This window comes from Xanthomonas campestris pv. badrii (genome assembly GCF_012848175.1).
Taxonomy (GTDB): domain Bacteria; phylum Pseudomonadota; class Gammaproteobacteria; order Xanthomonadales; family Xanthomonadaceae; genus Xanthomonas; species Xanthomonas campestris_C.
Genome location: NZ_CP051651.1, coordinates 2,788,478 through 2,802,857 on the forward strand (window position 1 = coordinate 2,788,478; position 14,380 = coordinate 2,802,857).

At 66.0% G+C, this 14,380-nt stretch carries 13 protein-coding genes and 1 other RNA gene; 7 read left to right on the forward strand and 7 right to left on the reverse strand.

The window, feature by feature from the left end; translation table 11 throughout:
- Positions 1-47: 47 nt before the first annotated feature.
- From HG421_RS11770 to gpmA, 3 genes are all read right to left on the reverse strand, one after another.
- Positions 48-2,150 (reverse strand): M13 family metallopeptidase, encoded by a 2,103-nt coding sequence (locus HG421_RS11770; RefSeq protein ID WP_169706529.1) that lies wholly within the window; start codon positions 2,148-2,150, stop codon positions 48-50.
- Between the two features lie 305 nt (positions 2,151-2,455).
- Positions 2,456-2,770 (reverse strand): hypothetical protein, encoded by a 315-nt coding sequence (locus tag HG421_RS11775; protein ID WP_169706530.1) that lies wholly within the window; start codon positions 2,768-2,770, stop codon positions 2,456-2,458.
- A gap of 140 nt (positions 2,771-2,910) precedes the next feature.
- A complete protein-coding gene (gene gpmA, locus HG421_RS11780) occupies positions 2,911-3,660 on the reverse strand; it encodes a 2,3-diphosphoglycerate-dependent phosphoglycerate mutase (RefSeq protein ID WP_169706531.1) in 750 nt (249 codons plus the stop codon).
- 103 nt (positions 3,661-3,763) lie between these two features.
- On the opposite strand from gpmA, the gene nfi reads away from it, so the two are divergent.
- The 3 genes from nfi to HG421_RS11795 all read left to right on the forward strand — a co-directional run bounded on the left by nfi (position 3,764) and on the right by HG421_RS11795 (position 6,220).
- A complete protein-coding gene (gene nfi, locus HG421_RS11785; RefSeq protein ID WP_169706532.1) occupies positions 3,764-4,471 on the forward strand; it encodes a deoxyribonuclease V in 708 nt (235 codons plus the stop codon).
- 143 nt (positions 4,472-4,614) lie between these two features.
- On the forward strand, positions 4,615-5,505 hold the full coding sequence (locus tag HG421_RS11790; protein WP_169706533.1) for a pirin family protein: 891 nt from the start codon (positions 4,615-4,617) through the stop codon (positions 5,503-5,505).
- A gap of 250 nt (positions 5,506-5,755) precedes the next feature.
- The gene (locus HG421_RS11795; protein WP_169706534.1) at positions 5,756-6,220 is read left to right on the forward strand and encodes a hypothetical protein; all 465 of its coding nucleotides are present in this window, start codon (positions 5,756-5,758) and stop codon (positions 6,218-6,220) included.
- Between the two features lie 234 nt (positions 6,221-6,454).
- Here the strand turns inward: HG421_RS11795 and HG421_RS11800 are convergent, their stop codons facing one another.
- From HG421_RS11800 to HG421_RS11810, 3 genes are all read right to left on the reverse strand, one after another.
- The gene (locus HG421_RS11800; protein ID WP_169706535.1) at positions 6,455-6,886 is read right to left on the reverse strand and encodes an OsmC family protein; all 432 of its coding nucleotides are present in this window, start codon (positions 6,884-6,886) and stop codon (positions 6,455-6,457) included.
- 157 nt (positions 6,887-7,043) lie between these two features.
- Positions 7,044-7,898 (reverse strand): pirin family protein, encoded by an 855-nt coding sequence (locus HG421_RS11805; RefSeq protein WP_169706536.1) that lies wholly within the window; start codon positions 7,896-7,898, stop codon positions 7,044-7,046.
- 146 nt (positions 7,899-8,044) lie between these two features.
- Positions 8,045-8,120, reverse strand: a non-coding RNA gene (locus HG421_RS11810) — sX9 sRNA.
- A gap of 154 nt (positions 8,121-8,274) precedes the next feature.
- Between HG421_RS11810 and HG421_RS11815 the strand changes: the two genes are divergently transcribed.
- Positions 8,275-10,347: a carbon starvation CstA family protein gene (locus HG421_RS11815; RefSeq protein WP_169706537.1), complete on the forward strand. Its 2,073-nt coding sequence runs from the start codon at positions 8,275-8,277 to the stop codon at positions 10,345-10,347.
- Positions 10,347-10,571, forward strand: a complete 225-nt coding sequence (locus tag HG421_RS11820; RefSeq protein ID WP_005926176.1) for a YbdD/YjiX family protein — start codon at positions 10,347-10,349, stop codon at positions 10,569-10,571. The genes HG421_RS11815 and HG421_RS11820 overlap by 1 nt, the downstream gene beginning before the upstream one ends.
- An 809-nt stretch (positions 10,572-11,380) precedes the next feature.
- On the opposite strand, the gene HG421_RS11825 is transcribed toward HG421_RS11820, so the two are convergent.
- A complete protein-coding gene (locus HG421_RS11825; RefSeq protein ID WP_169706538.1) occupies positions 11,381-12,085 on the reverse strand; it encodes an HAD family hydrolase in 705 nt (234 codons plus the stop codon).
- A gap of 193 nt (positions 12,086-12,278) precedes the next feature.
- Here HG421_RS11825 and HG421_RS11830 point away from each other — a divergent pair, with 193 nt between their 5' ends.
- Together HG421_RS11830 and HG421_RS11835 are read left to right on the forward strand one after the other, a co-directional pair.
- A complete protein-coding gene (locus tag HG421_RS11830; protein ID WP_169708173.1) occupies positions 12,279-13,088 on the forward strand; it encodes an ankyrin repeat domain-containing protein in 810 nt (269 codons plus the stop codon).
- Positions 13,089-13,124: 36 nt separating this feature from the next.
- Positions 13,125-14,321, forward strand: coding sequence for an XVIPCD domain-containing protein (locus HG421_RS11835; RefSeq protein ID WP_169706539.1), 1,197 nt, complete (start codon positions 13,125-13,127; stop codon positions 14,319-14,321).
- Positions 14,322-14,380 lie beyond the last annotated feature (59 nt).

The following is a 14,380-nucleotide window of genomic DNA, read 5'->3' on the forward strand; positions in this document are numbered from 1 at the left end:
ACCACCGCACCCGCCGGAAGCGCGCGCGGTGGTTCGACCCACGGCGCTTACCAGATCGCGACGCGGTCCTTGTCGCCGCGCACCATCGCATCGCCCGGCTTGCACTGGAATGCCTGCGCGAACACCGGCATGTTCGATGGCGCGCCGTTGGCGCGGAAATTGGCCGGTGCATGCGGGTCGGTATTCAGGCGTACCCGCAATTCGCCGTCGGTGAAATTGCGGCGCCACACCGTGGCCCAGTTCATGAAGAAGCGCTGGTCCTGCGAATAGCCGCCGATCTGCTTGTTGGCATCGGGCCGTTCCTTCAGCGCCATCTGCAAGGCGTCGTAGGCTACGGTCAGGCCACCCAGGTCGCCGATGTTTTCGCCCAGGGTCAGCTTGCCCTTGACGTGCACGCCAGGGATCGCTTCATAGCCGTCGAACTGCGCCACCAGCTGATCGGTGCGCTGGGTGAACAGCTTGCGGTCCGCATCGGTCCACCAGGTGTCGAAATTGCCCTTGGCATCGAACTGGCTGCCGGAGTCGTCGTAGCCATGCATCATCTCGTGCCCGATCACCGCGCCGATGCCGCCGTAGTTCAGCGCCGGATCGGCCTTGGGATCGAAGAACGGCGGTTGCAGGATCGCCGCCGGGAACACGATCTCGTTGCGGGTGGCGTTGTAGTACGCGTTGACCGTCTGCGGGGTCATATGCCACTCGCGCTTGTCCACCGGCTTGCCGATCTTGTCCAGCATGTAGCGGTAATTGAAGGCCTGCGCGGCCTGCATGTTGGCCAGAAATCCGTCGCCACGCGTCTGAAGCCCCGACCAGTCGCGCCACTGATCCGGGTAGCCGATCTTGGGGGTGAAGCTGGCCCACTTTTCCAGCGCGCGCTGCTTGGTCTCGGCGCTCATCCAGTCCAGTTTTTCCAGCCGCGCCTTCAAGGCGACCGACAAGTTCTGAACCAGCTGCTGCATCTGCTCCTTGGACTCGGCAGGAAATGCGGACTGCACATAGAGCTGGCCCAGCGCCTCGCCCATCGCCGCGTTGACCGCGTTCAAGGTGCGCTTCCAGCGCGGCAGCATGTCCTGCTGGCCGCGCAACGTCTTCGCATAGAAATCGAAGTTGGCCTGCTCGAACGGCTTGGCCAGATACGGCGCTGCTTCATCGATGCTGTGGAAGCGCAAGTAAGCTTTCCAGGTGTCCACCGGTGTGTCGGCAAGCATCGCATCGAGCTCGGCAAAATAGCCGGGCTGGCTCAGTGAGAACGTACCGGCCGGCACCTTGAGCGCGCTGAAGAACGCCTGCCAGTCGAAATGCGGCGTCACTGCGTTGGCGCCGGCCACATCGACCGGGTTGTAGCGCTTGGCCGGGTCGCGCAACTCGATCCGCGACAGCGAGGCATTGGCCAGCCGCGTCTCGAATGCCATCACCGCCTTGGCTTGCGTGGCCGCCTGCGCGGCGGGAATGCCGGACAACTCCAGTACCCGTGCGATATACGCCACGTACTGCTCACGGATCTTGGCCTGCGCCGGATCGCTGTAATACCCCTTCTCGGGCAGGCCCAGACCGCCCTGCCCTGCATAGGCGATCATCTGCTCGGAATTCTTGTAGTCGGCATTGGCACCGAACGAGAACACGAAGCCCTGGCCCTTGGCATAACTGTCGCGCAACCACGCGGCGATGGCCGGCGCATCGGCCAGCGCGTCGATGGCCTGCAAATGCGGCTGCAACGGGGTGATGCCGGCGGTGTCGATGGCCGCCTCGTCCGAGCCGGTGCGCCACAGATCGGCGATCTTGGCATCCACCGAACCGGCCGACAGATTGCCGCGCGCCAGCTGCTCCACCAGCGCATGCTGGATGGCCAACGAGCGCTCGGCCAGCACTTCGAAGCTGCCCCAGCTGCTGCGATCGGACGGCACCGGGTTGGCCTTGAGCCACTTGGCGTTGACGAAGCCGTTGAGGTCCTGGCACGCGTTGATGGCAGGATCCAGATCGCCGCTGCCGAATGCCACGATAGGTGCATCCAGCTTGGACACATCCACCCTGGCCGGTGCGGCCTGCGGCGCGGCGGGCGTCGCCTTGGCAGTGTCGTCGGAGGCGCCGCACGCAGACAGCGCGACCGCGATGGCCAGCGCAAGCGACAGCGGCACGAACTTGTTCAACGTCATTGCATTCTCCAAACCATGACCGCGCCTGCGCGGTCGAAAAAAGTCGGCAGCCGGTCGGGAGCCGCCGGCGAAGATCAGCGCATCAGACCGCGCTCGCTTCTTCGTCGGCTACCCCGCAGCCGGCCACACCAAGATCACTGCAGCGGCACCGCAACGCCATGACGTCCGCTGCCGTGCCTTCGCCAACATCAATGCGACGACAGGCTGCCGGCACGTGTACCACTGACGCCGCGACCGCCTGTTCCCCCTGATACCTGCATCCCAACATACTTGCATCCCAACGCAACGCACGCCATTGCAGGCAGTCAACGCTGCGCGTAGAACGGCGCCATCACCAGGTAAACCGGGTACGCCAACACCAGCAGCACCGGGGCTGCCTCATGCCCGGATGTCGCATCGGCCAACGCTTCCATCTGTCGCCTCGGCCCGGCGATACCGAACCCCAGCAGCAGCACGCCCACCGCGCAGATCAGCAGCGCCAGCACCAGCCCAGCGTCGGAGATGTCGCCAGCGGCCAACGCGACGAAGGCAGCGCCGCCTGCCACCAGCACGCCCAGCGTCGCCAGGTACGCGCGACAGTACACAGCGGTCATCTGCCTGGTTTGACGTTTGCCGGACATCGCGTTTTGCCTACATGGCAGCGCGGAGCATGCATCACGCCCACGCACCGCTTCCATTCACCACCGCACGCGGCGTTTTGCAACGTGCGAAGACAGGCGCTGCGCACGACGCACGCAGCGCTTCAACCACGCAGCGGCGCTTACTTGGCCTTGCCCTGGTTGGCCACTGCCTCGGCCGCGCGCTTGGCCGCTTCCGGATCGCCCAGATAGCGGTAGCTGCGCACCTGCAGGCTGTCGTCGAGTTCGAACAACAGCGGGATGCCGGTGGGAATGTTGAGCTCCAGGATCTGCTCGTTGGAGACGTCATTGAGGTACTTGTACAGCGCGCGCAACGAATTGCCGTGCGCGGTCACCAGCACGGTCTGGCCGGCCTTCAGTTGCGGCGCAATCGCGTCGTGCCAGTACGGCAGCACGCGCACCAGCGTGGTGGCCAGCGACTCGGTGCCCGGCAATGCATTGCGGTCCAGGGTGGCGTAGCGGCGGTCGTGACACGGGTGGCCCGGGTCGTTGACGTCCATCGCCGGCGGCGGGATGTCGTAGGAGCGGCGCCAGATCTTGACCTGCTCCTCGCCGTGCTTGGCCGCAGTCTCGGCCTTGTCCAGGCCCTGCAGCCCGCCGTAATGGCGCTCGTTGAGGCGCCAGCTCTTGGACACCGGCAGCCAGTCCTGGTCGAGTTCCTTCAACGCGCCCTGCAGCGTGTGGATGGCGCGCTTGAGTACCGAGGTGTGGGCGACATCGAACTGCAGCCCTTCGTCCTTCATCAGCTTGCCGGCCGCCGCAGCTTCCTGGCGGCCCTGCTCGGTGAGGTCCACATCCACCCAGCCGGTGAAACGGTTGTCCAGATTCCATTGGCTCTGGCCATGGCGCAGCAGTACGAGTTTGCGGGTCACTACGGTTCTCCGATTGGGGGCCGATCAGCCTGCGATTGTAGCGGCAGCCAGCGCATCGCTGGCGTGCACGCGCTGCCCACGCGCTGCAGGCGATGCTGCGGGCATGCCCGACATCGCTCCCGTATTCGCCGGTTGGGACGGCAGTGTCACCCAGGCGCGACAGTTGCAACGGCAACTGGCACGGCAGGTCGTGCTGCAGGACGCAGTCGCTGCAACGCCGCAGTTGCTGGCCGGATTCGATGTCGGTTTCGAGCACGACGGCCAGACCACGCGCGCGGCCGCCGTGCTGCTGGATGCGCAGACCTTGCTGCCGCTGGAAATGCAGGTGGCACGCGTGGCGACCTCGATGGCGTATGTGCCCGGGCTGCTCAGCTTTCGCGAATTGCCGGCCTTGCTGCAGGCTCTGGCGCTGCTGTCGCGCACGCCGGACCTGGTGTTCGTCGACGGCCAGGGCATCGCCCATCCGCGCGGGCTCGGCATCGCCGCGCACTTCGGCGTGGTGACCGGCCTGCCCAGCATCGGCGTGGCCAAGCAACGGCTGGCCGGAAGCTTCGTGGAGCCGGGTGCCGACCGCGGCGACCACAGCCCGATCCTGCTGGGCGGCACGCAGATCGGCTGGGCGCTGCGCAGCAAGCCGCGCTGCAATCCGCTGATCGTCTCGCCCGGTCACCGCGTCTCCATGCAAGGCGCACTCGACTGGACCTTGCGCACCCTGCGTGCATATCGCCTGCCGGAACCGACGCGTCTTGCAGATCGCCTGGCGTCGCGCCGCGGCGAGAGTGCGCTGCCTGCACAGGCCAGCCTGCTGTAGCACGCGTCCCTGCGCACCGCCGGCGCAGTGAGCAACACCGTACGCGACCATGGCAGTCAGAACATTCCGTCTTGACCGACGCCGCGCGCCGCGCGCAGATCGCGTGCGAAGCTTTGGCTTCCCTTCCGTCACGAGCCAGCGCCATGACCACCTTGATCGCCCCACGCGTGCACGACATCGGCGGGCTGCAAGTACGGCGCGCAGTGCCTACTCTGCAGGCGCGCAGCGTGGGGCCGTTCGTGTTCGTCGACCATATGGGCCCGGCCGTGCTGGAGCCGCAGCACGGCATCGACGTGCGCCCGCATCCGCACATCGGCCTGGCCACGGTGACCTTCCTGTGGGCGGGCGAGATCGGCCACCGCGACACGCTGGGCTCGGATCAGGTGATCCGCCCCGGCGACGTCAACTGGATGACCGCCGGGCGCGGCATCGCCCATTCCGAGCGCACCCCCGGCCCCGAGCGCGCGCGCGAACATGCATTGCACGGCATGCAGACCTGGATCGCGCTGCCACGCTCGGCCGAGGAAACCGCGCCGGCGTTCCACCATCACCCCGCAGCCAGCCTGCCGCAGCAGCGCCGCGATGGCGTGTGGCTGCGCGTGATCGCCGGCCGCGCCTACGGCGAGGAATCGCCGGTGCAGGTATTCAGCGGCACGCTCAATGTGGCACTGGACCTGGCGCCGGAGGCGGAGATCGACCTGGACGCCGGGCATGCCGAGCGCGCCCTGTACATCCTCGAAGGCGAGGCGCAACTGGACGGTGCCGACGTGCCCGCCCGCCACCTGATCGTGCCGGCCGCCGGTGCCCGCGGCCGGTTGCGCGCCAAGACTCCCCTGAAGGCCTTGCTGCTCGGCGGCGAGCCGCTCGATGGCCCGCGTCACCTGTGGTGGAACTTCGTGTCCAGCTCCAAGGAGCGCATCGAACAGGCCAAGGAGGATTGGCAGGCCGGGCGCTTCGGCAGCATTCCCGGCGACGACCAGGAATTCATTCCCCTGCCGGAAACCCCGGCCCCCAAGGCGGTCAATTACCCCTGAAACCATGCGCGCAATGCGCAGCCCTGCAGGATCGGTCACCAGGTCTCGTTCTGCGAGTGCCGCATTGCACAAGGCGTGCCGCACCCAGGTGCGACAGGGCTTGAGCTTGCTCGCACAGCTGTGGTAGTGATGCAGCTGTGAGCGGAACGCGCGCCATGTGGGCGGCAGCCTTGAAGCGGGGAGCTTGAGGTGCTGCAGCGGCAGGGAGTGGCGTGGTCCCGCATCGTCATCCAATGCCGGGGAATCTTCGATGAAGTCTGCATTCTGCCTTGTCGGCCTGAGTCTGCTGCTGGCCGCCTCCACCACTGCCCATGCCCAAACCGCGTCGGTCTGCCCGCCGCTGCCACCCGCCTCGGGACTGCAGTGGAACGAGCTGGCCGGTGCCGATTATCTGGTCTGCAAGGCGGTCAACGCCGAGGGCCGCCAGGTGGTCGGGGTGATGCTGACCACCCGCGACCCCGCCATGGTGCTGGCACGCGATCGCCGCGCCGAAAAAGGCCAGATCCAGCAGGAAGAGTTCTACTGGTACAAGCTCGACCTGGGTGGCCGCGAAATACCGGGCACGGAATCGCGCCGCGTCACCGTGGTCGAACTGGGCAAGAAGCGCTACGCGCAGCTGTGGATCGATGGCGCCAGCAGCGAGGAACTCACCTCGATGCAATCGCTGGTGCAGGCGATGGATCTGCAACCGGCCAGCCTGGCGTTGCAGCGCTGATGTCTTGAAGGCACGGCGCTGCCTTGGCCTGGAGGCAGCGCCGCGCCAGTGCAGCTGCGTGGCCCGGCGCGGCCTGCAGCCGCGGTGATGCCGCCGTGCGGCCTGGGCGCTGGGCGCGCGGCTGCAGCGGCATCGGTGCTGATCTCCAATGGCGCGCTGGGCCGCGCCTTCGCTGGACGCAAGACGCAAGGCTGCTTCGCAGCTGGATGCGCAGGCAAAGCCGCGCTTCAATGCCTACGGCGTGACAGCACCGGGGGTGGCAACAAGCTCGATCCGTGGGCGGGTCGCAATGCGCACCTCGCCGGTCAACAGCCGATGGATCGGGCACTTGTCGGCCACGTCCATCAGGCGTGCGCGCTGATCGTCATCCAACGCGCCGTCCAGCACGATCTCGCGACTGATCTGCGTCCCGCCCGCACCGCGCTGGGTGTAGTGCAGGTGCACGTGCACGCCTGTCAGCGGCCATTGCTTGCGCGCCGCCACCATCGACACCGTGATCGCCGTGCAGGCGCCCAGGGCACCCAACACCTGCGATTCCGGATCCGGCCCGGCATCGGCGCCGCCGTTGGCAGGCTGTGCATCGCCGAGCCAGCAGTGCTGCCCATCGTGGATGGTGACGGTGTACGGCACGTTGCCGGTGCTGACACTGACGGGACGGTCACTCACGACGCCCTCCTGTTTACAAGTGTGGCTGACGACAGCAGCCGCTGCGGGTGGCACTCGAACTGCCCCCCGTAGCGGCTGTGCGCGATCTGCATCGCGTGTGCTGCCGATCGCGCCTGCCGATGCATGCGCGACGGTGCAGCTTCGCAAGCCCGAGGCCTCAGAAGCGCCCTTCCTGGAAATCGACGAACGCCTGCATCAGCTCCTGCTTGGTGTTCATCACGAACGGGCCGTGCCGCATCACCGGCTCGTCGAGTGGGCGCCCGGCCACCAGGATCAGCCGCGCACCCTCGGCGCCGGCGTGCAGCGTCAGGCGCTCGCCGCCGCCCAGCACCGCCAGCTCCTGCGCCGGCAGGCTGCGCGCGGCATCGCCCTCGCCCACTGCCACTGCGCCCTCGAAGGCATACGCAAAGGCGTTGTGGCCCTCGGGCAGCAGGTAGTCCCATGCTGCGCCCGCATCCAGGGCGATATCCAGATACACCGGGCTGGTCGCGGGCTGCACGATCGGCCCGACCACCTCGCCCACTGCGCCGGCAATCACCTTGACCGTCACGCCGGGCGCCGGATGCGCCACCGGGATGCGGTCGGGCGCGTACTCCTGGTACTTCGGGTCGGTCATCTTCTCGCGTGCCGGCAGGTTCACCCACAGCTGGAAACCGCGCATGCGCCCGGATTCCTGCTCGGGCATTTCCGAGTGGATCAGGCCGCGGCCGGCGGTCATCCACTGCACGCTGCCCGGCGTCAGCAGGCCCTCGTTGCCGTGGTTGTCCTTGTGCCGCATGCGTCCATCGAGCATGTAGGTCACCGTCTCGAAGCCGCGATGCGGATGGCTCGGAAAGCCGGCCAGATAGTCCTCGGCCTGTTCGGTGCCGAACTCGTCCAGCATCAGGAACGGGTCCAGCTCCGGCAATTGCTGGGTGCCGATCACGCGGGTCAGCTTGACGCCGGCGCCATCGGAGGTGGGCATGCCGCGGATGGTGCGCAGCACATGCGCCGGGGTGGTGAGGGTGCTCATTGCAGTGTCCCTGTGCAGTGTGTGGATGCCGACATCATGGGTGCGCGTGGCGACGCGCCCAACCGCGACGGTTGCAACCGATCGTTCCAAACGCCGGCCTGGCCGCGATGCCGCTAGCGCACCTTGCACCCAAACACCCTAAGAGCGGCCAACAACACGTAGCGAGCGGTCGTCAGGTGGGTGCGGACGGCGCGGAGGAACCGCAGTGTACGAGTGGTACATGCCGATTCCGAGCACCGGCCGCGCCCGCCTGGCGGCCGCGCAGAAGTTTTTCTAGCTGCTCTAAGACCAAAGTTTTACCCCGCTGTCCAAGGCTGCCATTGACCGCAGGCGAGCGCGGGTGGACCCTTGGGCGAATCGTTTACTAGGGACATGCATGAAAGGGTTCTCGAAGCTGGGCTGGGGCGCGCTGGCGCTGCTGGCCGCGTTCTGCCTGGGCACCGTGGCACTGCGGCGTGGCGAACACATCAATGCGTTATGGATCGTCGTCGCCGCGGTCTCGATCTACCTGATCGCCTACCGGTTCTACAGCCTGTTCATCGCCGACAAGGTGATGCAGCTGGATCCCACCCGCGCCACCCCGGCGGTGGCCAACAACGACGGCCTGGACTACGTGCCCACCAACAAGCACGTGCTGTTCGGCCATCACTTCGCTGCCATCGCCGGCGCCGGGCCGTTGGTCGGCCCGGTGCTCGCCGCGCAGATGGGCTACCTGCCCGGCCTGCTGTGGCTGGTGGTGGGCGTGGTGTTTGCCGGCGCGGTGCAGGACTTCGTGGTGCTGTTCCTGTCCTCCCGCCGCAACGGCCGCTCGCTGGGCGATCTGGTGCGCGAGGAAATGGGCCAGGTGCCTGGCACCATCGCGCTGTTCGGCGCCTTCCTGATCATGATCATCATCCTGGCGGTGCTGGCGATGGTGGTGGTCAAGGCGTTGGCCGAAAGCCCGTGGGGCATGTTCACGGTGATCGCCACCATGCCCATCGCACTCATGATGGGCGTGTACATGCGCTACATCCGCGTCGGCAAGATCGGCGAGATTTCGGTGGTGGGGCTGATCCTGCTGCTGGCTGCGATCTGGCTGGGCGGCAAGGTCGCCGCCGACCCGACCTGGGGCCCGGCATTCACCTTCACCGCCAAGCAGATCACCTGGATGCTGATCGGCTACGGCTTCGTGGCGTCGGTGTTGCCGGTATGGCTGCTGCTGGCGCCGCGCGATTACCTGTCCACCTTCCTCAAGATCGGCACCATCCTGGCACTGGCGATCGGCATCCTGGTCGTGATGCCGGACCTGAAAATGCCGGCGCTGACCCAGTTCGCCTCCACCGGCGACGGCCCGGTGTGGAAGGGCGGCATCTTCCCGTTCCTGTTCATCACCATTGCCTGCGGCGCGGTCTCCGGCTTCCATGCACTGATCGCCTCCGGCACCACGCCCAAGCTGCTCGCCAACGAAGGCCACATGCGCTACATCGGCTACGGCGGCATGCTGATGGAATCGTTCGTGGCAATCATGGCGCTGGTAGCCGCCTCGATCATCGAGCCTGGCATCTATTTCGCCATGAACAGCCCGGCGTCGCTGGTCGGCACCGACACCGTGGCGGTGGCCGCCAAGATCAGCGAGTGGGGCTTTTCGATCACTCCGCAGGTGCTCGAAGCCACCGCCCGCGATATCGGCGAGCACAGCATCCTGGCGCGTGCCGGCGGTGCGCCCACGCTGGCGGTTGGTATCGCCCAGATCCTGCACCAGCTGCTGCCGGGCGAAGACACCATGGCGTTCTGGTACCACTTCGCCATCCTGTTCGAAGCCTTGTTCATCCTGACCGCGGTGGATGCCGGTACGCGTGCGGGCCGCTTCATGCTGCAGGACCTGCTGGGCAACTTCATCCCGGCGCTGAAGAAGACCGAATCCTGGGCCGCCAACATCATCGCCACCGCCGGCTGCGTGGCGCTGTGGGGCTACCTGCTCTACACCGGCGTGATCGATCCGTTCGGCGGCATCCAGACCTTGTGGCCGTTGTTCGGCATCTCCAACCAGATGCTGGCCGGGATCGCGTTGATGCTGGGCACCGTGGTGCTGTTCAAGATGAAGCGCGACCGTTATGCCTGGGTCACCATCGTACCGGCGCTGTGGCTGTTGCTGTGCACGACCTACGCGGGGCTGATCAAGATCTTCGACAGCAACCCGGCGCAGGGCTTCCTGGCGCAGGCGCACAAGTTCCAGGCCGCCATCGCCAGCAACACCATCACCGCACCGGCCAAGACGGTGCCGCAGATGCAGCAGATCGTCACCAATGCCTACGTCAACACCGGGCTGACGGTGCTGTTCCTGTTCGTGGTGGGCGCGATCCTGATCTACTCGATCAAGACGATCGTGATTGCGCGCCGCACTGCGCAACGCAGCGACCGCGAAACCCCGTACGTGGCCTTGCAACCACACCAGATGGCGGATCTGTAATGGGCACCCAACTCGTTCTGGCCAGCCAGTATCAGGTGCATCGCCGCATCTGGCGGCGCCTGATCCAGACCGCGCGGCTGTGTTGCGGCATTCCCGACTACGACAACTACGTGCGCCACATGCTGGAAAAACATCCCGACAAGCCGGTGATGGACTATCCGGCGTTCTTCCGCGAGCGCCAGGACGCGCGCTACGGCGGCAAGAGCGGGTTCCGCTGTTGTTGATTGACGATCGATTCACTGGTCGATCGCTTGATCAAACAATCGAAAACGCAACAGGGCGCGATGCGAATCGCGCCCTGTTGCGTTGATGGTTCGAGTTTTGAAGCGGCGGATCTGCGACCTGGCTGCAGCGTTCTTGCCTGCCCACCATCGCGAGACGCGACGCAAGGCAGAGCGGCTGATCTGCGACTTTGCGGATAGATCAGTGGAAGATCAGTGTGTCTGCGGCTTCGCTGCAGGGCCCTCGCCCGCCCACCATCGCGGGACACGCCGCAAGTACGTCCCTGTAGGCTCTTACGCGGCATCCATGCCGCGTAAGGTCCCGCGACGGTGAGCGGGCAAGGACCTATCGAGATGGTAGGTGTGCATGGTTGCAAGCGGTGCGTTCGTCGCATCACTGTGCGTCGACCAGCGCCTCACCACCCCATCGCAAACCGAGTGGTGGACGGATTCCAGCACGCAACCCACAAACGTCTCGTCTGTCACCCAAGCCAAGCAATACGCTCTCAGGAAAGCAACCGACCAACTTCCTGGTGCGGTGTCCTCGCCGCTTGCGGGACCGTTGGCGGCATGGATGCCGCCACCGAGCCTACATGGACGTACTTGCGGCGTGTCCCGCAAGCGGTGAGGGCACCGCGCACTCGAACCAACGAGCTTTTGATCCGGCATTCGACTGCACTCAAACCACGCTAGGACTCGACAGCCCTTTCAGTGCGGGCCGATTGCACGATCTGGCCCGGTCGATTGCAGAACGAGATGGCTGCGACTTCAACGCCATCGACACCGCGCCCAAGACCTCCTGCCGGCAGCTTTCAGCCAGCGCGTTTTTGCGCCAGCTGCCCGAACAACGCAGGCAGCGCGCGCATATCGTCGAACACCGCCAGCACGCCGATCCGGCGCAACCTGTCGCCATGGCCGTGCGGAATATGGCTGGCTCCGGTGAACCCCAGCACCTGCATGCCGGCGGCCAGGGCGGCGGTTGCGCCGGTCGGGCTGTCTTCGACCACCAGGCAACGCTCGGGTGCCACGCCAGCGGTGCGCGCCGCCAGCAGGTACACGTCCGGCGCCGGCTTGGGCCGGTCCACCATGTCGGCGCTGAAGACGCGCCCGGCCGCACGCGCGGTCAGCCCGGCGCGCTCCACCGAGGCGATCACATTGTGGCGACGGCTGTTGGACGCCACCGCCAGCGGCAACGGAATCTGTTCCAGCGCCTGGCGCACGCCCGGGATCGGCTGTACTTCGGCAGCGATCAGGGACTCGCTGCGCGCCTGGATCTGCGCCAGCAAGGTGTCCGGCAACTGCAAGGCAAAATGTTCTTCCACACGCCGCAACACCTCCCGCGTGGTCTGCCCGAACGTGGTTTCCAGCAGCTGTTCCAGTGGCTCGCCCGGCACGAAAGACGCCAGCGCCTCACGCATCACCCGGTCGGCCAATATCTCGCTGTCGACAAGAACACCATCGCAGTCGCTGATCAGTAGCTCGTAACCCATTGCACCCATCTGCTTGCAAAGCGCCATTATGCCGGCCGCCTTGTGACCGGTGGCTGTGCCGCGGCGCCTGGGTGCCGCTGAACGCATCGGACGATCCCGCAGGGCTGCACAGCCCGGCAAGCAGACCCGACCATGCATCGACGCTGCTGCAGCGCAGGTTACGAAATCTTACCGCGCTCGATTTTTACAGCTGGTAGGATCGGCCGCGCTGTGGCGGGACATGCCGCAGCGTCACCAGGAATGCGATCAGGACAAGGAGATTTCGATGCAGACGCGATTCCCCACCCTGCTCGTTCTTGCGACCTCGTTTTTCGCGGTCTCATGCACCGCTTCAGCCGGTGCCAAGGAGCAAACCACCATGTCAGCTACGTTGCAGGACCACACCGTCGCCTTCCGCGACCCAGGCCTGACCGAAATTGCCGGCGCCATCGCACACGGCGATGTCGCACGGATCAAGACACTCGCCTCCACCGTCGATCTTGCCGCACACGGCGATCAGAACGTGACCCTGCTGGAATGGGCGATCTGGAACGAACAACCCAATGCACTGGACGTGCTGCTCGATGCGGGCGCAGACCCGTCGCTGCCCGGCATGGACCAGGAAACGGTCGTGCACATGGCCGCAATGGCGCAGGACCCGCAGTATCTGAAAATCCTGTTGCAGCACAAGGCACCGGTCGATGTGGTCAGCGCGCGTGCCGGCTGGACACCGATATTCCGCGCAGTGCAAAGCAAACGCGATACACAGATCGGCCTGCTGCTCGATGCCGGCGCCGATATGAAGCGCCTCGACCATACCGGCAACAGCCTGTTGCATGTGGCGGCGCAGAGCGGCGCTGCGAGCCCGGTTGTCCTGCAACTGCTCCAGGCCGGCGTGGACCCCACCGTGCGCAATGCGCAACACAAGACCTTCCAGGCGTATTTCTTCACCACGCCGGATCGCCTGCTCAATGCAGCTGGCCAACAGGTCAGATCGGACGTGCGCGCGTGGTTGAGCGCGCACGACATTCCCGTGGAAAGCAGCCGCTAAGCGCGCTTTCCGTACGACGAACGCAAGGAGCCGCGCATGAGCCCGCCAGACATATCTTCTTCCAATCCCGTCTCCACCCCGTTCGCAGAATCGATGCGGGGACAACACCCTCAACCGCAGGATCGGCAGTTTCCCGAATTGCTGCAGGACCTCTACGCCACCGCGAACCAGCGTCGCGAGGGCGGCGCCGAAACCTTTGCGCCCTTGGCCAACGGCTGGTCGCGCATGGACGATAGCGCGTTGCAGCAGGCCGGCATCGACCCTGCACTGCTGCACGACGCCAAGAGCGGTTTCGATGCCGCGTTCTACCGCAATGACCAGGGTCAGGTCGTACTCGGCTTCTGCGGCACCGACGAAGGCAAGGACTGGAAACACAATATCGGCCAGGGGCTGGGGTTCGACGACGCGCAATACGCGTCGGCAATCCAGCTCGGCAGCCAGGCACGGCAGGCATTCGGCGATCAGGTGGTCATTTCCGGCCATTCGTTGGGCGGTGGCCTGGCCGCAGCCTCGGCCATGGTCAATGACATCCCGGCCGTGACCTACAACGCCGCCGGCGTTAACGATCGCACGCTCGAACGCCAGGGTCTGGATGCATCGGCAGCCAAGGACTACGCCAGCAGCGAGTTGATCCGCGGCTATCACGTCAAGAATGAGATCCTGACCCACCTGCAGGAAGACAGCATCCCGCTGAAGTGGACGATGCCCGACGCGGCCGGCCACCAGATCGCGTTGCCGGAGCCGGACCCGCTCTCGTTCGGCCAGCGCCTGGTGCCCGGCATGATGCTCAAGCATCGCCTGGATCTGCATGGCATGGAGTCGGTGATCAAGGCGCAGGACATGCAGGCCTCGGCGCAGACCCGGGGCACCGCCCTGCAGCCCGGCAGCCAGTTGTTCAACGATGCGGTGGTGCAGCTGGATGGCCAGCGCGAACGGCTAGGGCTGCGCGACGACACCGCATTCATCAACACGGCGGCCAGCGTGGCGGCACGCGCGGGCAATGACGGCCTGCAGCGGATCGATCACCTGGTTCCCAACCGCAACGGCGACAGCCTGATCGCGGTGCAGGGACGCATGGACGACCCCACCCATCTGCGCAGCCATGTGCAGACTGCGTCTGCTGCCAACGAGCCTGCACAAGGCAATGTCAGCCAGCTGCAGCAGCACAATCGACAGCAGGCCCAGCCGCCCGTGCAGCAGCAGGAAGAACAGCGCAGGGTGATCCAGCAATAGCCCGGATCGCCGAGCGCGCAGGCAGAGGTCTTGGCAGGATCGCGGCTGCCGGCGCGATG